General features: G+C 68.6%; 21 protein-coding genes. 9 read left to right on the forward strand and 12 right to left on the reverse strand.

Annotation, left to right across the window (positions count from 1 at the left end):
• Positions 1 to 30: 30 nt before the first annotated feature.
• Positions 31 to 861: an ABC transporter permease gene (locus tag ACFTZB_RS26890; RefSeq protein ID WP_206010062.1), complete on the reverse strand. Its 831-nt coding sequence runs from the start codon at positions 859 to 861 to the stop codon at positions 31 to 33.
• Entirely contained in the window at positions 858 to 1850 is a 993-nt protein-coding gene (locus tag ACFTZB_RS26895) for an ATP-binding cassette domain-containing protein (RefSeq protein ID WP_378435795.1), read from the reverse strand. The genes ACFTZB_RS26890 and ACFTZB_RS26895 overlap by 4 nt, the downstream gene beginning before the upstream one ends.
• A gap of 10 nt (positions 1851 to 1860) precedes the next feature.
• On the opposite strand from ACFTZB_RS26895, the gene ACFTZB_RS26900 reads away from it, so the two are divergent.
• Positions 1861 to 2280: a hypothetical protein gene (locus tag ACFTZB_RS26900; protein ID WP_378435797.1), complete on the forward strand. Its 420-nt coding sequence runs from the start codon at positions 1861 to 1863 to the stop codon at positions 2278 to 2280.
• A 588-nt stretch (positions 2281 to 2868) separates the two neighbouring features.
• Here the strand turns inward: ACFTZB_RS26900 and menE are convergent.
• The 7 genes from menE to ACFTZB_RS26935 form a co-directional block, all read right to left on the reverse strand.
• Positions 2869 to 4014, reverse strand: a complete 1146-nt coding sequence (menE, locus tag ACFTZB_RS26905) for an o-succinylbenzoate--CoA ligase (protein WP_378435799.1) — start codon at positions 4012 to 4014, stop codon at positions 2869 to 2871.
• Between the two features lie 28 nt (positions 4015 to 4042).
• Positions 4043 to 4342: a DUF3349 domain-containing protein gene (locus ACFTZB_RS26910; protein WP_005252058.1), complete on the reverse strand. Its 300-nt coding sequence runs from the start codon at positions 4340 to 4342 to the stop codon at positions 4043 to 4045.
• A 2-nt stretch (positions 4343 to 4344) separates the two neighbouring features.
• Complete coding sequence (locus tag ACFTZB_RS26915) at positions 4345 to 4698, reverse strand: DUF3349 domain-containing protein (RefSeq protein ID WP_378435801.1); 354 nt, start codon at positions 4696 to 4698, stop codon at positions 4345 to 4347.
• Between the two features lie 46 nt (positions 4699 to 4744).
• Positions 4745 to 5011 (reverse strand): hypothetical protein, encoded by a 267-nt coding sequence (locus ACFTZB_RS26920; protein ID WP_124395088.1) that lies wholly within the window; start codon positions 5009 to 5011, stop codon positions 4745 to 4747.
• 10 nt (positions 5012 to 5021) lie between these two features.
• Positions 5022 to 6230 carry an anion permease gene (locus ACFTZB_RS26925; RefSeq protein ID WP_378435803.1) on the reverse strand — a complete coding sequence of 403 codons (1209 nt, stop codon included), beginning with the start codon at positions 6228 to 6230 and terminating at the stop codon, positions 5022 to 5024.
• A gap of 79 nt (positions 6231 to 6309) precedes the next feature.
• Positions 6310 to 6705 (reverse strand): VOC family protein, encoded by a 396-nt coding sequence (locus ACFTZB_RS26930; protein ID WP_378435805.1) that lies wholly within the window; start codon positions 6703 to 6705, stop codon positions 6310 to 6312.
• 3 nt (positions 6706 to 6708) lie between these two features.
• The gene (locus tag ACFTZB_RS26935) at positions 6709 to 7158 is read right to left on the reverse strand and encodes a hypothetical protein (protein WP_378435807.1); all 450 of its coding nucleotides are present in this window, start codon (positions 7156 to 7158) and stop codon (positions 6709 to 6711) included.
• Between the two features lie 153 nt (positions 7159 to 7311).
• Between ACFTZB_RS26935 and ACFTZB_RS26940 the strand changes: the two genes are divergently transcribed.
• Positions 7312 to 9639, forward strand: coding sequence for an arylsulfatase (locus ACFTZB_RS26940; RefSeq protein WP_378435809.1), 2328 nt, complete (start codon positions 7312 to 7314; stop codon positions 9637 to 9639).
• Positions 9640 to 9651: 12 nt separating this feature from the next.
• Here the strand turns inward: ACFTZB_RS26940 and ACFTZB_RS26945 are convergent, their stop codons facing one another.
• Positions 9652 to 10545, reverse strand: a complete 894-nt coding sequence (locus tag ACFTZB_RS26945) for a 1,4-dihydroxy-2-naphthoyl-CoA synthase (protein ID WP_072939980.1) — start codon at positions 10543 to 10545, stop codon at positions 9652 to 9654.
• Between the two features lie 73 nt (positions 10546 to 10618).
• Here ACFTZB_RS26945 and ACFTZB_RS26950 point away from each other — a divergent pair, with 73 nt between their 5' ends.
• From ACFTZB_RS26950 to ACFTZB_RS26960, 3 genes are read left to right on the forward strand one after another with little or no spacing between them, the layout of a single operon-like run.
• Positions 10619 to 11272: a PaaI family thioesterase gene (locus ACFTZB_RS26950; protein WP_378435812.1), complete on the forward strand. Its 654-nt coding sequence runs from the start codon at positions 10619 to 10621 to the stop codon at positions 11270 to 11272.
• A gap of 3 nt (positions 11273 to 11275) precedes the next feature.
• The gene (locus ACFTZB_RS26955; protein WP_378435814.1) at positions 11276 to 12277 is read left to right on the forward strand and encodes an o-succinylbenzoate synthase; all 1002 of its coding nucleotides are present in this window, start codon (positions 11276 to 11278) and stop codon (positions 12275 to 12277) included.
• Between the two features lie 45 nt (positions 12278 to 12322).
• Positions 12323 to 12769, forward strand: a complete 447-nt coding sequence (locus ACFTZB_RS26960; protein WP_378435816.1) for a DUF6918 family protein — start codon at positions 12323 to 12325, stop codon at positions 12767 to 12769.
• A gap of 54 nt (positions 12770 to 12823) precedes the next feature.
• Here ACFTZB_RS26960 and ACFTZB_RS26965 read toward each other — a convergent pair whose 3' ends face one another.
• Both ACFTZB_RS26965 and ACFTZB_RS26970 read right to left on the reverse strand, forming a co-directional pair.
• Positions 12824 to 13651: a siderophore-interacting protein gene (locus ACFTZB_RS26965; RefSeq protein WP_378435818.1), complete on the reverse strand. Its 828-nt coding sequence runs from the start codon at positions 13649 to 13651 to the stop codon at positions 12824 to 12826.
• A gap of 60 nt (positions 13652 to 13711) precedes the next feature.
• The gene (locus ACFTZB_RS26970; protein WP_378435820.1) at positions 13712 to 14308 is read right to left on the reverse strand and encodes a flavin reductase family protein; all 597 of its coding nucleotides are present in this window, start codon (positions 14306 to 14308) and stop codon (positions 13712 to 13714) included.
• Positions 14309 to 14401: 93 nt separating this feature from the next.
• On the opposite strand from ACFTZB_RS26970, the gene menD reads away from it, so the two are divergent.
• The 4 genes from menD to ACFTZB_RS26990 all read left to right on the forward strand — a co-directional run.
• Positions 14402 to 16027, forward strand: a complete 1626-nt coding sequence (gene menD / locus ACFTZB_RS26975; RefSeq protein WP_378435822.1) for a 2-succinyl-5-enolpyruvyl-6-hydroxy-3-cyclohexene-1-carboxylic-acid synthase — start codon at positions 14402 to 14404, stop codon at positions 16025 to 16027.
• A complete protein-coding gene (locus ACFTZB_RS26980) occupies positions 16024 to 16464 on the forward strand; it encodes a DUF3592 domain-containing protein (RefSeq protein WP_378435824.1) in 441 nt (146 codons plus the stop codon). Before menD ends, ACFTZB_RS26980 begins: the two co-directional genes overlap by 4 nt.
• A 72-nt stretch (positions 16465 to 16536) precedes the next feature.
• Positions 16537 to 17682, forward strand: coding sequence for a glycosyltransferase family 4 protein (locus tag ACFTZB_RS26985; protein WP_378435826.1), 1146 nt, complete (start codon positions 16537 to 16539; stop codon positions 17680 to 17682).
• 56 nt (positions 17683 to 17738) lie between these two features.
• On the forward strand, positions 17739 to 19112 hold a 1374-nt coding region (locus ACFTZB_RS26990), incomplete at its 3' end, for an NAD-dependent succinate-semialdehyde dehydrogenase (protein ID WP_378435829.1).

The following is a 19112-nucleotide window of genomic DNA, read 5'->3' on the forward strand; positions in this document are numbered from 1 at the left end:
GCGTCCACCGGCTCGCTCGTTCTCGAGGTGTCAGGCCTTACGCATGTAGGTCCGGACCGTCAGGGGCGCCATGATCGCGACGATCACGGCGGCGCCGAGCAGCGACCACACGACGTGGACACCGAAGTGGCCGTCGTTGACGAGTTCACGCACCGCGGTCACGACGTGCGACACGGGGTTGACGTTCACGAACGCCTGCATCCAGCCCGGCATCGTGTCGGCAGGCACGAACGCGTTGGACATGAACGTCAACGGGAACAGGATCAGCATCGAAATGCCCTGCACCGAGGACGCTTTGCTCATCAGGACGCCCATCAGCGCGAAGATCCAGCTGATCGAGAAGGCGCAGACGACGACGAGCACACCGGCCGACACCACCCCGACGACTCCGCCGCCCGGCCGGTACCCCATCGCGATACCGACGGTGAACGTGATGGTCGTGGCGATGCCGTACCGCACGACGTCCGCGAGGAGGGCGCCGGACAGCGGCGCGATGCGGGCGATCGGCAGCGACTTGAATCGGTCGAAGACGCCCTTGTCCATGTCTTCCCGCAACTGGGTGCCCGTCACGATCGACGTGGTGATCACCGTCTGGACCAGGATGCCCGGGATGATGATCGGCAGATACGACGACACGTCGCCGGAGATGGCGCCACCGAAGATGTACGTGAACATCAGCGTGAAGATGATCGGCTGGACGACGACGTCGAACAGTTGCTCCGGGTTGTGCTTGATCTTGAGCAGTCCCCGGTACGCCATCGTGAGTGTATTGGCGACGGACTGCTCGAGGCTGATCCGGTTCCGGGCCTCCGGAATCGGTTGCGGGCCCGCATGTGCGCGGGATTCGAGGGTGGTGGTCATGCGACGCTCCGTTCGGTATCGGCGTCGGCGGCAGTGTCTTCTGCGCCGTGGCCGGTGATGGTGAGGAAGACCTCGTCGAGACTCGGCTTCTGGACGGTGATCTCGTCGACGGCGATCCCGTGGTCGCGCAACCGGATCAGGAGTTCCACGGTCAGCGACGGGTCGGTCATCGGTGCGGTGAGGCGGCCGATCTCCGGCGTGATCGCCACCTCCACGCCGAGGGTGTGTGCGATCACCGAACGCGCGTCGTCGATCTGGCCGCGATCGGCGAGGGTCAGCTGCAGCGACGAGACGCCGACGGACGCCTTCAGTTCGTCGGCCGTGCCGTCAGCGATCACCTTCCCGCGGTCGATGACGGCGATCCGATCCGCCAGCTGGTCCGCCTCGTCGAGGTATTGCGTGGTGAGCAGCACCGTCGACCCGTCCGCGACCAGCCGGCGGATGGTATCCCACATCTGGGCACGCGTCCGAGGGTCCAGGCCCGTCGTCGGCTCGTCGAGGAACAACAGCGGCGGATGGGCGATCAGGCTGGCCGCCAGGTCCAGACGACGTCGCATGCCGCCCGAGAAATTCTTCAGCGGCTTCGTCGCCGCCTCGGTGAGGTCGAACTCCTCGAGCAGTTCCGTGCACTTGCGGCGGGCGTCGCCCCGGCTCAGTCCGAGCAGCCGGGCGAAGATCACCAGATTCTCGACCGCCGACAGGTCCTCGTCGACCGACGCGTACTGGCCCGTGACACCGACCAGCGAGCGCACCGCGTTCGGTTCGCGCACCACGTCGTGGCCGAAGATCCGGGCCTCGCCGCCGTCCGGGCGCAACAGCGTCGCAAGCATCCGCACCGTGGTGGTCTTGCCTGCGCCGTTCGGGCCGAGCACTCCGTACACCGACCCCGTCGGCACGGACAGGCTCACGCCGTCCACGGCGCGCTGACGGCCGAAGAGCTTCACGAGCCCGTCGGCCTCGATGGCTGGGGGAGTTGCAGTGAGGTTCATGCCGTAGACGATGCAGCCCCCCACTTGCAGCGGGCTTGCACGACTCTTGCACGGGCTGACGAGGGCTGCTGTCCTGCACGGCGGTGGCAGCTTCGCCACCGTCGGCGCCGTACTTCCCCATGCCGTCGAACTCCCCGACTACACCGCATCCAGTCCAGAAGAAATCGACACGGCCGAGGAACTTGCCGGTGCTGTCGTGGAGCACATGCTGGAGTTCGGGCGACGGCAGGTCGTGCTGGTGGAGGCGGATGCGGCTCAGCGATTCTCCCGGGCTCTCACTGCGACCGTCGAGAAAGCCCGCTGCCCGCCGCGCTTGTGCAATGCCTTTACGAGATCCGGCCCGGCCGACCTCGGCCAGAATTTCATGGAGCGTGACGAGTCGACGGTGCAGGGCCGAATCGCCGGCGACGACAGCCTGGTCGAAGGTTGAAATGCGTGCCGTATCCACCACAGTTCGTGCGGGTGAGGTGACGGCCAGCCCGCCGACCGTGACGACATCGGTGGCGTCGAACGGTGTGGCGTGGACGTGTACCCCCGCAGTGCGACCGTCGCCGGACGCGTGATTCCTCGTCAGGTGCACCCGTTCCAGCGACATGTCCCCGAGATCCATGCCGTGCAACAGCGCCGCGGAGGTGTGGCTCACCACGACGCCTGGCGGGCGCGACTGAACCGCCGCCGCAATGCGGAGGCGGTGTAGCGCCGGCCCGTCGAGTCCGGCGAAGTGCTCATCAGAGACGTATGCACCCGCCGCGATCCGCACAAGGCGCCCGGAATCACGCGCATGCCGGATCTCGGAGTCGGTCACGCCGTCGGCCAAGGCCTTTCGTCGGAATACCACGTCGTCGGTCATGCCGAACATCGTGCCCCACACCGCAGTCGTGACCAGTCGGCTCACCTGGGCTTATCCGGAGCCTGTGGATGGAGCGCAGCCTGTGGACAACACCATCCGCGGGGCTATTTGCCAGACGCGCGGAAATTGCGGGCGCGTTTGGCTAAACCCTCCGCGAACGGCAACCCGCTAGCCGAACCGCGCCTCCAGCGCGCGCCGGTCGACCTTGCCGGGACCGCGGAGGGGGAGGACGTCGACGAGGTGGAGTTCGCGGGGGGCGGCGGTGGAGTCGAGGGTGCGTTCGACGAAGGTGCGAAGTTCGGCGAGTGTCGGTGCGGTGCCGGGTTCGGCGACGACGACGGCCGCGACGCGGCGTCCCAGCCGTTCGTCGGGGAGTCCGATCACCGCGCATTCCCGGACGGCGGGGTGGGCGACGAGGGCGGCCTCGACCACCTGCGGGACGACGGTGAGTCCGCCGGTGGAGATGGCTTCGTCGAGTCGGCCGGAGATGGCGAGGACGCCGTCGGTGACGGTGCCGGCGTCGTCGGTGCGGAACCAGCCGGGTTCCGAGAACGCGGGATGGCCGGGGAGTCCGCGGTACCCGGACGCGAGCATGGGGCCGCCGAGGAGGACGCGGCCGTCACCGTCGATGCGCACGTGGGTGCCGTCGAGGGGCACCCCGTCGTACACGCATCCACCGCACGTCTCGCTCATTCCATACGTACGGACAACCGTGATCCCGGCGTCGACGGCGCGTCGCAGAACCGGCGCGGGGGTGGCGGCTCCACCGAGGAGGACGGCGTCGAGCGCGGCCAGCGACGTCACGGCTTCGGGGTGGTCGAGGGCCTTGACCAGCTGGGTCGGGACGAGCGAGGTGTAGCGGCGGGGTCCGGGCATCGATTCGACGGCGGCGGGCAGCACAGCGGGGTCGAAGCCTTCGGACACGTCGATCACCACCGGGTCGGAGCCCGCGAGGACGCTGCGCAGCAACACCTGCATGCCTGCGATGTGGTGGGCGGGAAGGGCGAGCAGCCAGGAACCCGGACCGCCGAGCCGCGCATGTGTCGCCTCACCGCTGGCACGGAGGGCAGCGGCGGACAGCATCGCCCCCTTCGGCACGCCCGTCGTCCCGGACGTCGCGACCACGAGTGCGACACCGTCGTCGATCGGGTCCCCGGGCCGCAGTGCGTCCGTCAGCCGCCGGGTCTCCCGCTCGTCCGCGGCGGGCACGGGAAGCGCGGCGGGCGCGGTCCCGTCGAGGATCGAGGACAGTTGCGGCAGGATGCCGACAACCCCGGCACCAGGTGGGACGGGCAGGACCCGCAATTCGCTCACTGGGCCGGCCCGGCAAGCGGCCAGCGCATCATTGGGCCGGCCCGGCAAGCGGCCAGCCGCCCGCAGCGAGGTTGCTGCGCACCCGGTCGACGTCCGATTCCAGCGGCAACTCGTCGGTGACCTTGGTGATGAGCACCTGGATGTCGGTCTTCTCGATGGGCAGGTCGCCCTCCTCGACGAGGGCGTCGGCGACGGCGTCCACCTCGTCTTCCGACAGGCGGCGGGTGAGCAGCGCGAACAACGGAATGTAGTCCTGCTCGGGCACGCCGTTCGGGTAGCCGGCACGCAGCCAGCCGATGATGGAGGAGAGAAACGGTGGAAGGCTCATGGCTAGCCTGCGTCGCGGGTTTCTTCCGTGTCGCCGGCGTCGTCGCCGCTGTCGGCGTCGGTACCGACCGGCCAGCCCCCGGCCTCGAGGTTCTCCGTCACCCGGGCAACGTCTTCCTCGGACGGTTCCTCGTGGGTGATCTCGCTGATGAGGCGTCGGATGTTGTCGTAGTCGACGTGGCGTTGCGGCGTCTCGTGGGCGGTTTCGATCGACAGCGCGACGACCTGTTCGATCTCCTCGTCGGTGAGACGGCGACGCAGCACGGCCAGCAACGCGAAATGGTCCTTCGCCGGGATTCCCTCGGGATACCCGGCGCGTAGCCAGTCGAGCACGGAGCTGAGTGAATACTTGGGCACGCGTTCGGCCTCTTTCGTCGATGGAACGGGGACTCGGGGTCGCCGCTCAGAAGATGTGGATACCGAAGCTGCTGGCCAGGAAGTCCTTCATCAACAGAAGTATCCCAGTGATGATCGCGATCAGCACCACGGCGAAGCAGGCATAGGCGCCGATCCGGGCTGCGACGGTCGGCTGCGAGGTGCCCTCGGCGGTGTCCGCGCCGCCGAGCGACCGCAGTCCGAGCGCGAAGATCGCGGGCAGGCCGGCGCCGAACAGCAGACCGACGAGGACGACCTGCCAGAGCGACTGAACGGTGGTGGTGAGCAGTGTCATGGGAGCCCCCTCAGCGGTTCGCGGCGGGACCGGCGGAGTCCGCGGTCTCGGCCACTTCCGGTTCGGTGGGTTCGGCCGAAGCGTGGGCCTCGCCCGACTCCCACTCGGCGTTCACGTTGCCGGACGTCACCGGTTGCAGGCGGGAGCGCAGGTACATGAACCCGGCGAGCAGGATCAGGGCGGCGAACACGACCAGAACGCCTGGCAGACCGCCGATCAGGTGGGCGATGACCCAGCACACGGCGCCGACGATCGCTGCCGACGGCAGCGTGACCAGCCATGCGACGGCCATGCGTCCGGCGATGCCCCAGCGAACCTCGGCGCCCTTGCGTCCGAGTCCGGTGCCGAGGATGGATCCGGTCGCGACGTGTGTGGTGGACAGCGGCAGCCCGAGGTGGCTGGACGTGAGGATGATGGCGGCGGACGAGGACTCCGCGGCCATGCCCTGGGGAGCGGCGATCTCCACGAGTCCCTTGCCGAGGGTGCGGATGATGCGCCAGCCGCCGAGGTACGTGCCGAGGGCGATGGCGATCGCGCAACTGAGCTTCACCCAGAACGGCATCTCGTCGTCGGCGGACAGGCTTCCGTGCGCGACCAGTGCGAGGAAGATCACGCCCATCGTCTTCTGGGCGTCGTTGGTTCCGTGGGCCAGCGACACGAGGGAAGCGGACCCGATCTGGCCGATGCGGAACCCGTGCTCCTTGGTGCCCTCCGGCACGCCCGACGTGATCCGGTAGACCAGCTTGGTGCCCGCGGTGGCGACGAGAGCCGCGACGACGGGGGCGAGGACGGCGGGAACGACGACCTTGCTGAGCACCCCGCCCCACTCGACGCCGCTCATGCCGATGGATGCGATGGCCGCACCGATCAGACCGCCGAACAGTGCGTGCGAAGAGCTCGACGGCAGGCCGAGCAGCCACGTCGCCAGATTCCAGATGATGCCGCCGACCAGGCCCGCGAACACGATGAGCAGCAGATCCTCACCGCCCACTTCTCCCAGGTTCACCACGCCCTTGGCGACTGTCGCCGCAACCTCCACGGACAGGAACGCGCCGACGAGATTCAACGATGCGGACAGCGCGACAGCGACCTTGGGGCGCAGAGCTCCCGTCGCGATCGAGGTGGCCATTGCATTGCCGGTGTCGTGAAAGCCGTTCGTGAAATCGAAAGCGAGGGCGGTGACAACTACCACCAGGAGAACTACGAGCTCTGCGGTCACACCCAGATTGTGCGGATTTCAACCGAAAAAGTACAGCTGATGTCAGGTGTACAGGATCACTCCTGCGTATGGCCTTCCGTCAGTTCTCACCCTTCGGACGGGAGTCGCGGCGGATGGGGTGATCTTCCGGGATCTGCACGAGCACGATCGGGATGCCGTCGGGGTCCGCGATCCACATCTCGAACAGTCCCCACGGTTCCTGCCGGGCCTCGCGGTCGATCTTCACCCCGGCGAGGACCAGCTCGGTCTGGACTGCGGTGAGGTCGCGAACCTGCAGCCAGAGGGCGCCGTCGAAGGACGTCGACTCGCCCGTTCCGCCGTGCGCGGCAACCTCGATCAGGCCCTGACCGGCGAAGAACACGGTGCCGCCGGGGTATTCGCGGGCGATGGCCAGCCCGAGGATGTCGCGGTAGAAGCTCAGTGTCGTCGCGTAGTCGCGCGGCCGCAGAATCGTCCTGCTGCTGAGGATTTCCACCCGTCACCCTCCTTCGCCGGGCCGGGCTTCGTGTCCCGTCCGGCCGTGTGTGCGTCGATCTTCCTTCATCTCGGCTTCGTACAGGTGCCGCCGTCCGTCCGCGAGTTCGTGACGTGCGCCACGTTCGTGCTCGCGCAGCGGTGACCAGTACTGGTCGTCGAACTCCTCGACGATCTGGAACGTCCACCGGCCCTCGACGACGTTGCGGCCGACCAGTTCGGACTGCACCCGGTCCGCGACGTCGGCGTGGCCGGCGTCCCGCAGTGCGTCGACGGCCTCACCGAGCTGGAGGTCGGCGTGGCCGATCAGCTGATGGAACGAGTACAGGTGGCCGCGGGCGCGTTCGACCGTTTCGAGGGCCTCGGACAGCTTCCCGAGTGCGGCGACGGTGTCGTCACTCACTCCGGGCGGACGGCGATGTTCCGGCGCGGGGAGCTCGCGGTCGATGCTCATGTGGGTCAGTGTGCCCGAATCGGGGACGTCGCGCGCCCTCTCCTGCCGTGGCGGCGAATCCGGGCGCGTAATTCACCCTCCGAGGGTCTACTCCCGCGTGTTCTCCCGGTGCTGGACTGGATTGGCAACTGTGGACGACGAGGGGATTGGGCCATGAGTTCGAGCGTGACAGGGAAGCCGATACCGGGTGGCGAAGCGTTGCCGTTCCCGCCGACGCCGTCGGGAAGCATCGCGGGCCGGACCATGCAGGAGTCGGTCTACAGCCCGAGTCCGAAGGAGCGGCGGCTTCCCGACGACGCCCCGAACATTCTGATCGTCCTCATCGACGACGCCGGACCGGGTCTGCCCAGCGGCCTCGGAGGTGAGGTGAACACCCCGACACTCGACGCGATGCTGCAGGACGGCGTCGGCTACAACCGATTCCATACGACCGCAATGTGTTCACCGACCCGCGCGTCGCTGCTGACCGGCCGCAATCACCATCGGGTCGGGAACGGGCAGATCGCTGAGCTGGCCAACGACTGGGACGGTTACTCCGGTCACATCCCGCGGTCGAGCGCGACGGGGTCCGAGGTGCTGCGTCAGTACGGGTACAGCACCGCCGCATTCGGGAAATGGCACAACACTCCCGCCGAGGAGACCACCGCCGCCGGTCCGTTCGACAACTGGCCGACCGGTCTCGGGTTCGAGTACTTCTACGGCTTCCTCGCCGGCGAGGCGTCGCAGTACGAACCGAACCTGGTGCGGAACACGACGGTGGTGCTGCCCCCGAAGACCCCGGAGGAGGGCTACCACCTCAGCGAGGATCTCGCGGACGACGCGATCGGCTGGCTGCGCAGGCACAAGGCGTTCGAGGCGGACAAGCCGTTCTTCATGTACTGGGCCAGCGGCTGCCTGCACGGACCGCACCACATCATGAAGCCGTGGGCCGACAAGTACGCCGGGAAGTTCGACGACGGCTGGGACGCCTACCGGGAGCGGGTCTTCACGCGGGCGAAGGAGAAGGGCTGGATTCCCCCGGAGGCGGAGCTGACCGACCGCGACCCGACCATGGCGGCGTGGGACGACATTCCGGAGGACGAGAAACCGTTCCAGCGCAGGCTGATGGAGGTGGCCGCCGGGTACGCCGAGCACTGTGACGTCCAGGTGGGCAGGCTGTTCGACGAACTGGACCGCCTGGGGTACCGGGACGACACCCTGATCTTGTACATCTGGGGCGACAACGGCTCGTCCGGTGAGGGCCAGAACGGCACGATCAGCGAACTGTTGGCGCAGAACGGCATTCCGACCACGCCCGCGCAGCACATCGCGGCGCTCGAGGAACTCGGTGGCCTCGACGTCCTGGGGTCGCCGAAGACCGACAACATGTATCACGCGGGCTGGGCGTGGGCGGGTAGCGCACCGTACAAGGGGATGAAGCTGCTGGCCTCCCATCTCGGTGGCACCCGCAACCCGATGGTCGCCCGGTGGCCTGCGAAGGTGACCCCGGACCCGGTACCCCGCACGCATTTCCTGCACTGCAACGACGTGATGCCGACGCTGTTCGACATCGTCGGGATCACTCCGCCGCGGACGGTGAACGGTGTTCCGCAGGACCCGATCGACGGCGCCGGTTTCGCGCAGACGCTCGTCGACCGCGATGCCCCGGGTGGGAAGCTCACCCAGTACTTCGAGATCATGGGCAGCCGGGCGATCTACCACGACGGCTGGATGGCGTCCGCGTTCGGGCCGCGGGCACCGTGGGCGGCGGGTATGCCGGGCGGCATCCGGGACTGGAGCCCGGACGACGACGTGTGGGAGCTCTACAACCTGGACGAGGACTGGACTCAGAACCGGGATCTCGCCGAGCAGCATCCGGAGAAGCTGGCGCAACTGCGGGAACTGTTCGCGATCGAGGCGGCGAAGAACAATGCGCTCCCCGTCGGTGGCGGGCTGTGGGTGGTCGCACTGCACCCCGAGCAGCGGATCACGACGCCGTACACGAGCTGGGAGTTCTCCGGCGACACCATCCGCATGCCCGAATTCTGCGCGCCCGCGCTGGGCAACAGGAACAACCGGGTCACCCTCGACCTCACTGCGCCGGAGAGCCCGAGCGGAGTGCTGTACGCACTGGGGAGCAACGCGGGCGGGCTGACGTGCTTCGTCGACGACGGCCATCTGTGTTACGAGTACAACCTGTTCATCCTGATGCGGACGAAGATTCGTTCGACCGTGCCGCTTCCGCCGGGCACCCGGAAGGTGGAGGTGGTCACGGAGTTCGTGGAGGCGAGGCCCGGTGGCCCGCTGAACGTGAAGCTCTGCGTCGACGGCAGTGTCGTCGGGGAGGGGCAGGTGCCGGTGAGTGCGCCGTTGCTGTTCACAGCCAACGACTGCCTCGACGTCGGCACCTGCCTCGGTTCCCCGGTGTCGCTGGACTACTACGACAGGAAACCGTTCCCGTTCAACGGCACGATCGACCGCATGTCGGTCGAGTACACGTAGAGAGATGGGCTCTCAGAAGTACCAGGGGTAGGGCTTCCAGTCGGGTTCGCGCTTTTCGAGGAAGGAGTCGCGGCCCTCGACCGCCTCGTCGGTCATGTACGCCATGCGGGTTGCCTCGCCGGCGAACAGTTGCTGCCCGACGAGGCCGTCGTCCTGCAGGTTGAACGCGTACTTGAGCATGCGCTGCGCCTGCGGGGACTTGCCGTTGATCTTGGTGGCCCAGTCGATTGCGACGTCCTCGAGTTCGGCGTGGTCGACGACCTTGTTGACGGCGCCCATCTGGTGCATTTCCTCGGCGGTGTACGTCTCGCCGAGGAAGAAGATCTCGCGGGCGAACTTCTGGCCGACCATCTTGGCGAGGTAGGCGCTGCCGTATCCGCCGTCGAAGCTGCCGACGTCGGCGTCGGTCTGCTTGAACCGGGCGTGTTCGCGGCTGGCGAGCGTCAGGTCGCACACGACGTGCAGGCTGTGACCGCCGCCCGCGGCCCAGCCGTTGACGAGGCAGATGACGACCTTCGGCATGAACCGGATCAGCCGCTGGACCTCGAGGATGTGGAGTCGTCCCGCGCGCGCCTTGTCGACGGTGTCCGCGGTTTCGCCTTCCGCGTATTGGTATCCGCTGCGCCCGCGGATGCGCTGGTCGCCGCCGGAGCAGAACGCCCAGCCCTCGTCCTTGGGGCTCGGGCCGTTGCCGGTGAGCAGCACGGCACCCACGTCGGACGTCATCCGGGCGTGGTCGAGCGCCCGGTACAACTCGTCGACGGTGTGCGGGCGAAAGGCGTTGCGTACTTCGGGACGGTCGAACGCCACCCGGACGATTCCCTGGGTGACATGCCGGTGGTAGGTGATGTCGGTCAGGTTCTCGAAACCGGGAACCGGTCGCCAGTGCTGCGGGTTGAAAGTCACGGCTCCGAGGTTATCGGGTGCCGTTGGCGGGTGTCCGCGCGCGCAGCAGTTTGCCCGGGTTTACCGTGCAGGTATGAGCGAACAGGCTGCGGACGTCACCCGTCTCGACCGCGACGGCGACGACGAGTACGAGCACCATGGCGGGTTCCCCAAGTACGAGCCGGTGACGCCCGGCCCGGACTGGGCCCGGTTCGTCGACGGAATGCGCACGTTGCAGGACCTCGCGGTGTCCGTGAACGCCCCGGACGACGTGCTCGCCGCGGCCGCGGACCAGGTGGAGAAGCTGGCCGAACTGCTCGGGCCGCACGTCGCGCCCGAGGGGCGGTCGCCGGCGGGCCGCACGATCGAACTGCCCGGCAGGGGGAGTCTCCTTCTGCCGCCGTGGAACATCGAGAAGTTCGGGCCGGACGGGGTGCGGAGCACCGGCATGTTCCGCCGCTACCACCTCGGGGGGAACGGCGCCGCGCACGGCGGCACGCTGCCGCTGCTGTTCGACGACCTGATGGGCATGATCGTCCACGCGTACGGCCGGCCCATCAGCCGCACGGCGTACCTGCACGTCGACTACCGCGCGATCACACCGCTGAACACCACGCTCGCCATCGAAGGGAAAGTGGACCGCGTCGACGGGCGCAAGACGTACATCACCGCCCGGCTGACGCACGGTGAGACGCTGCTCGCCGAATGCGAGGCACTCATGCTGGTGCTCCTGCCCGGGCAGCCCTGACCCGTGACGTCCCTGCCCTCCGTCGGGGAGGTTTTGGCCGACGCGGTCGTGGTGAGTCTGCCCATGCGCGTGCGGTTCCGCGGCATCACGACGCGAGAAGCATTGCTGCTGCGCGGGCCCGCGGGATGGGGCGAATTCGCACCGTTTCCCGAATACGCGGACGACGAGGCGGCGCACTGGCTGCAGTCGGCGATCGAGGACGCCTGGCTCGGGCCGCCGCCCGCCGTGCGAACGCGGGTGCCGATCAACGCGACGGTCCCCGCCGTCGACGCAGACCGGGTGCCCGACGTGCTCGCGCGGTACCCGGGCGCACGGACCGCGAAAGTGAAAGTGGCCGAACACGGTCAGACCCTCGACGACGACGTCGCGCGGGTGCGGGCGGTGCGGGCACTCGTCCCGAACGTGCGCGTCGACGCCAACGGCGGCTGGTCGGTCGACGAGGCCGAGGCGGCGCTGCGGGCACTGACCGCCGACGGTCCGCTCGAATACGCCGAGCAGCCGTGCGCGAGTGTGCCGGAGCTGGTGGAGGTCCGCAGGCGGATACCCGACGTGCGGGTGGCCGCCGACGAGAGCATCCGGCGGGCCGAGGATCCGCTGAAGGTCGTGCGGGCAGGCGGCGCGGACGTGGCCGTGGTGAAGGTCGCCCCGCTCGGCGGGATGCGGCGACTGCTGTCGCTCGCCGACGAGTTGGCCTCGCACGGTGTGCCGGTGGTCGTGTCGAGCGCCCTGGACACCGCCGTCGGCATCGCTGCCGGTGTCGCTGCCGCCGCGGCTCTCCCGGAATTGGAGTTCGCGTGCGGCCTCGGTACCGGGGGACTGTTCGAGGCGGACGTGGCCCGCTCCCGCGAACCGGTCGACGGCGAACTCGACGTCGAGGCGGTGGCACCCGACGTCAACCGTGTCGCGGCACTCGCCGCGTCGGAGGAGCGTTCGCGCTGGTGGATCGAGCGGGCACGCCGATGCCATGGCCTGCTCGAACAACGCGGCGTCCGGTATTTCGTATAGTGTCTGGCCGGACCTGATCGCTCAGTCAATACGGAGGCATTGAAAGTGGTTGCAGCTCTGAACGAAACCCTGCTCGACGAGTCGCGCGTTCCTGCGGTCGTCGCAGACGTCCAGGCTCTCATCGACGCGGAGGTTTCGGACAAGTCGGGGGCCTCGGGACTGGCACTCAAGGGTGGATACGCCACCGTCAAGAAGGTGGGACCGTCGATCGTGCCGGACGCCATCGAGGGTCTGCTGCCGGCGTTCGTCACCAAGCTCGAGCCGTACTGGCAGGCATTCACCGCCAGCGGTGAGGCCGGATTCTCCGAGTACCTGGTCGCGCGTAGCGACGAGGTCGCGGACTCGCTGCTCGGCGTGACCGACGAGCGCATCGAGGGCAGCAACCGCGGCGCTGTCAAGAAGGTGTACTCGTCGCTGCGCCCGTCGGCGAAGAAGAATGTGATCGAGGCACTTCCGCGTCTGGGCGCCCTCGTCCAGAAGCACGCCAACTGAGAACCCAGGTGAGTGGCAAAGCGTGCCCCGGCACTCTTTGCCACTCACCTGTGGTCAGTTGGCCGCGTGACCGAAACGCCAGTACCCGGTGAACGAGATGTTCGACTTCGGGATCCGGCGCTCGTTCACGAGGTGGCGCCGCAGCGCCGTCGTCAGCTCGCTCTCGCCGGCGACGAACGTGTAGGAGGGCCCGGCGGGCAATTCCGCCTGCTTCACCGTGTTCAGTGCGAGCACCCCCGGGCGGGCGTCGGCGTCCTCGCGGACGAGCCAGTGCACGTTCACGCCGTCACCCACCGAAACGTCCTGAGCGTCTTCGGCATCGGGAATCTCGACGAACACCTCGGCCCGCAGGTCCTGCGGCGCCGAGCGCAGGATCCCGACGATCGCGGGAAGCGCGCTCTCATCCCCGACGAGCAGTTGCCACTCGGCGTCCGGAGTCGGGTTGTAGATCAGGCCCTCGTCGAGGATCGCCACCTCGTCACCGGCCGATGCCGCGTTCGCCCACGCCGACGCGGGACCGAGGTCGCCGTGCGAGGCGAAGTCGATGTCGATCTCGGTGGTGTCGCCGAACGTTCCCGACCCTGCGACGCGGAGTTCGCGGACCGTGTAGTTGCGCACCACCGGCCGGGTGTCCTTGGACATCAGCTTGTACTGGGCGTACCAGAGGTTGCTCGCACTGGTCGGAAGCCGCAGCGTGCTCTGTCCCTGCTGGGGGATGAACATCCGGAACCACTGGTCGAAGCCCATGGGGCTGACGGAGTCGAGTTCCTCACCCGCGATGGTGACGCGGACGAAGTTCGGGCTGATCTGCTTGCCTGCGACCACTCGTGCGGACGCGATCCGGCGACTCTGAGGTTTGACGAACTTGCTGCGCTGGGCCATGTCGGTGGTAGCTCCCCCGGTTGCGGTCTGGTTATCAGGTAAGCCTAACCAATTGAGTGGTTATTCGGGGCGGTGCGGGCGGTCCAGCATCACGACCTTCGGCGGCAGACCCCACTCGTTACGGCCGAGGCGGCTGAGCGGAGCGAGTTCGGCGAAGTCCGGCAGCCCGTCGGCGGCGAGCGCCTCGGAACGCACCGCGATCGTGACGACGTCGCCCATCACCACGAACGAGTCACCGACCGGGGTCACCCCGTGCAGGGTGCATTCGATGGCGACCGGCGAACCCGCGACCCGGACCGGCCGGACCCGCTCGCTGGGCTCGGTCTCGATGCCGAGCGCGGCGAACTCGTCGACGTCGCTGTCGTAGGTGGCGGAGCTGGCGTTGACGGCCGTCACCAGGGGCTCCGTCGCCAGGTTGATCACGAACTCACCCGTCGCCTCGATGTTCCGGAGGCTGTCCTTGCGGGTCACCGACGTGAACTGCACCACCGGCGGCTGCGTGCTGGACACCGAGAAGAAGCTGTACGGGGCCAGGTTGGCCACCCCGTCCGCCGAGACCGTGGACACCCACGCGATCGGTCGCGGCACGACCGAGGCGGTCAGCACCTGGTAGATGCGGCGTGGAGGGAGCTCGGCGGGATCGAAGAGAGTGCGCATGCCCACATGGTGTCAGCGCCCGGGATGTGGCCGTGAACTCACCCGGCCAGGTCGCCGGACGAGGGTGCCGGAGTATCTGACACTCTTGATGGCGTGAACCCGTCCACTGCTCAAGCCACCGCGGTCGTCGACGAACTGGTCCGCGGGGGAGTACGCGAGGTCGTGCTCTGCCCGGGTTCGCGGAATGCCCCGCTGGCGTTCGCGCTGCAGGCCGCCGACCTCGAGGGCCGGCTCCGTCTGCACATGCGCATCGACGAGCGCACCGCAGGATTCCTGGCCCTCGGCCTGGCCGTGGCAGGCAAGCGTCCCGTCCCGATCGTCATGACGTCCGGCACCGCGGTCGCCAATCTCGGTCCCGCCGTCCTCGAGGCCAACTACGCCCGGGTGCCGCTCGTGGTGCTCAGCGCCAACCGCCCGTACGAGATGCTCGGCACCGGCGCCAACCAGACCATCGAGCAACTCGGCCTGTTCGGCAGCCAGGTGCGCGCGACCGTCAGCCTCGGCCTGGCCGAGGACGACGCCGCGCAGAACAGTCAGTGGCGGTCGGCGGTCTGCCGGGTCCTCGCCGCCGCGCGCGGCACGAGGTCGGGCAACGCCGGACCCGTGCACTTCGACATCCCACTCCGGGAACCGCTGGTCCCCGACGTCCACGCGCAGGGCCCCATTCCACAGGGACGGCCGGGCGGGGCGGCGTGGACCACCACCCAGCACGCGACGCTCGACGTGGCGATGGACCTCGACATCACCCCGGACACCATCGTGATCTCCGGGCACGGATCGGCGCTGCGGCCGGAACTCGCCGGACTTCCGACGGTCGCAGAGCCGACCGCACCCCTGCACGGCATCCCGGTGCATCCGATGGCACTGCCCCAGCTCAAGCCGCGGCAGGCCGTCATCACCGGACGCCCCACCCTGCACCGGTCCGTGTCGAAGGTCCTCGCCGATCCGGCGGTGGCCGTCTATGCGCTCACCACCGGCCCCCGCTGGCCCGACGTGTCCGGGAACGTGCTGGCCACGGGAACCCGCGCGGTGGTGACCGGTGAACCCGACCGGGCCTGGATCAACCGCTGCCGCACGCTGTCGGAGCACACCGACAAGGCGGTGCGCGCGCAACTCGCCGCCCACCCGAAGGCGACGGGCCTCCATGTGGCGGCCGCCGTCATGGACGCCCTGACCGATGGCGACCAGTTGCTGCTCGGCGCGTCCAACCCCGTCCGGGACGCCGCACTGGTCAGCTATCCGGCGCCGAAGGTCCGGGTGCTGTCCAACCGGGGCGTTGCCGGCATCGACGGCACCGTGTCCGCTGCCGTCGGTGCGGCCCTCGCCTACGAGGAGGGGCGCACGGTGGCCCTTCTCGGCGACCTCACGTTCCTGCACGACGCGTCCGGGCTGCTCATCGGCTCGGGCGAACCGCGGCCCCGGGACCTGACGATCGTCGTCGCCAACGACGACGGCGGCGGCATCTTCGAATTGCTCGAACAGGGCGATCCGCAGTACGCCGGGGTGTTCGAGCGAGTCTTCGGTACACCGCACGGGATGGATCTCGCCGCCCTCTGCGCCGCCTACCGGGTGGAGCATCACCTGGTGGGTCTGGGTGAGCTGTCGACGCGGCTGAGCACACCCGACGCACCCGGCGACCGCGGAATCCGGGTGCTCGAGGTGACCACCGAACGTTCCGGGCTGCGCGAACTGCACGCCGCGGTGCGGGCACAACTGTGAATGCGCGGGTGACGCGGCGGGTCCGGCGCGGGGTGCTGGTGGCGGCGATCGGCATTTCCATCCTGGCCGTGCTCCTCGTCCTCGCGGCCTGGCGCAACGACCACACCATCCAATCCGACCGCGGCGTGGCCACGGCGGAGGTGCTGTCGGCGGGGTCGTTGCGGTCGGCCATCAGCTTCGTCACCCCGGACGGGGTGACGCACAACCCCGAACTCGGGGTGCTGTACCCGACCAACCTCACGGTCGGTCAGCGAATCGACGTCGAGTACGCGCGCAGCGACCCCGACCTGGTGCGCGTGTCCGGACGCGACGCCAGCGTGGCCGTGATCCCCGCCGGTTCGCTGATCGTGGTGACGTGGCTGATCGCGGGACCGGTGCTCTGGTATCTCCGGCGACGGGAGATCTCGGCGGAATCCACGCAGGCGACGTCATCCTGAATTTCCCGGAACTTCGCGCGACGGTCACGTCGATCTCGCTGCTGTGACCACGGGCACTGCCACGCTGAGCGCGTGAGAGTAGCCATCGTCGCGGAATCGTTTCTTCCCAACATGAACGGTGTGACCAACTCGGTGCTGCGGGTTCTCGACCATCTGCAGCGCACCGGACACCAGGCGATGGTCGTCGCCCCGGACACGGTCGGTTCGCAGGCACCGGCGCCGACCGAACACGACGGTGTGCCCGTCCACCGGGTGCCCGCGGTGATGGTGCCGAAGGTCAGTTCGCTCCCGGTGGGTCTGCCGCAGCCCGGGCTCACCGCCGCGCTGCGGTCGTTCGACCCCGATGTCGTGCACCTGGCGTCGCCGTTCCTCCTCGGGGCGGGCGGTCTCGGTGCGGCGCACCGGCTCGACGTCCCCACGGTCGCCGTGTACCAGACCGACGTGGCGGGGTTCGCCGAAAGTTACGGCCTCGGCATCACCAGCCGGGCGGCGTGGGCCTGGACCCGTCGCATCCACCGGGGCTGCACGCGTACCCTCGCGCCGTCCACGTCGGCGGTCGAGGCATTGGCCGAGCAGCGGATTCCGAGGGTTCACCGCTGGGCACGCGGTGTGGAGACCACTCGATTCGCGCCGTCCCGCCGCAGCACCGGACTGCGGGACTCCTGGCTGGGCGGCTCCGACAGGCTGGTCGTCGGGTTCGTGGGCAGGCTCGCACCCGAGAAGCACGTCGAGCGGCTCGCCGCGCTGGCGGGCGATCAGCGGGTGCGGCTGGTGATCGTCGGCGACGGTCCCGAGCGGAGCCGCCTGCAGAGGTTGATGCCCGCCGCGGTCTTCACCGGCCAGCTCGGCGGCGCGGAGCTCGCCGAGGCCTACGCCAGCCTGGACGTCTTCGTCCATCCCGGCGAGCACGAGACGTTCTGTCAGGCTGTGCAGGAGGCACTGTCCAGCGGGGTGCCGGTGATCGGACCGGACGCCGGTGGACCCCGCGATCTGGTCGCGCACTGCCGCAACGGCTATCTGCTCCCGGTCGACCGGTTCGGCGAACTGCTGCCGAGCGCCGTCGACGCGCTGCGGGACCGTCGCATGCGGGCTCGTTTCGGGGAGGCCGCCCGGCAGTCGGTGCTGCACCGCACGTGGCCCGCGATCTGCGACGAATTGCTGGGCCACTACGCAGCGGTCGCGGGCGGTCAGGGCTTTCGCGAAACCCGTGCCGCCTGACCGGCGGCTCGGCGTAGGCGGGGAATTCGAGCGACCGGCCCGTCGTTGCCCGGGGTATGGCGAAGTACAAGACAGTCAATCCTGCGACCGGTGACACCGTCCGGGAATTCGAGACGTTGGACGATGCGGGAGTGGAGTCGGCGCTCGCACGCGCCCACAGCGGATACCTGAGCTGGCGGACGACCCCCGCCGCGGAACGAGCCCGGATTCTGGGCCGGACCGCGGACATCTACGCCGAGCGCGCGGACGAACTCGCGCGGATGATCGCCCTCGAGATGGGCAAGCCCGTCCGGGAGGCCACAGGCGAGGTCAAGCTGTCCTCGGCGATCTACCGCTACTACGCCGACAACGGCCCCGCACTGCTGGAGGCGGAACGACTCGACGTGCCCGGCGCCGACGAATCCGTCGTCTACCGCAGGCCGATCGGTGCGCTCGTCGGCGTAATGCCGTGGAACTACCCGTACTACCAGGTCGCCCGCTTCGCGGCCCCGAACCTCGTGCTCGGCAACACCGTGCTGCTCAAGCACGCCCCGAACTGTCCGCAGTCGGCGCTGCTGATGGAGGAGATCTTCCGGCAGGCCGGACTCCCGGAGGACGCGTACGTCAACGTGTTCGCCACCAACGAGCAGATCGCCGACATGATCGCGGACCCGCGAGTCCAGGGTGTCTCCCTCACCGGCAGTGAACGGGCCGGCATCAGCGTCGCCGAGACGGCGGGCCGCAACCTCAAGAAGGTCGTCCTCGAACTCGGCGGTTCCGACGTGTTCGTCGTCCTCGACACCGACGACATGGACGCCACCGTCAAGACGGCGACCCGGGCTCGCCTGTCCAACGCCGGCCAGGCCTGCAACTCGCCGAAGCGGTTCATCGTGACGGAACCGAACTACGACGAGTTCGTCGCGAAACTCGCCGAGTCGTTCAAGGCCACACCGACGGGCGATCCGCTCGACGCGAAGACCGTCCTTGGGCCGCTGTCCTCGCAGACCGCCGCGGATTCCCTGATCGAGCAGATCGAGGACGCCGTCGCCAAGGGCGCGACGCTCCTCGCGGGCGGAAAGAAGATCGACGGTCCCGGCTCGTACGTCGAACCGACGCTGCTCGTCGACGTGACCCCCGAGATGCGCGCATACAGCGAGGAACTGTTCGGACCGGTCGGCGTCGTCTACAAGGTCGCCACCGCCGACGAGGCCGTCGAACTCGCCAACTCCTCCGCCTACGGTCTCAGCGGGTCGGTGTGGAGCAGCGACCTCGACGGGGCCCTCGAGGTGGCCGACCGGCTCGACGTCGGGATGGCGTACGTCAACGAGCACGGCACGACGCTCCCCGGTTTGCCGTTCGGCGGCGTCAAACGCTCCGGCGTCGGCCGCGAACTCGGTCCGTGGGGGATGGACGAGTTCGTCAACAAGAAGCTGGTGCGTGTCTCCAAGAAG

Source organism: Rhodococcus sp. NPDC057014 (assembly GCF_042673295.1).
Lineage (GTDB): Bacteria > Actinomycetota > Actinomycetes > Mycobacteriales > Mycobacteriaceae > Rhodococcus_F.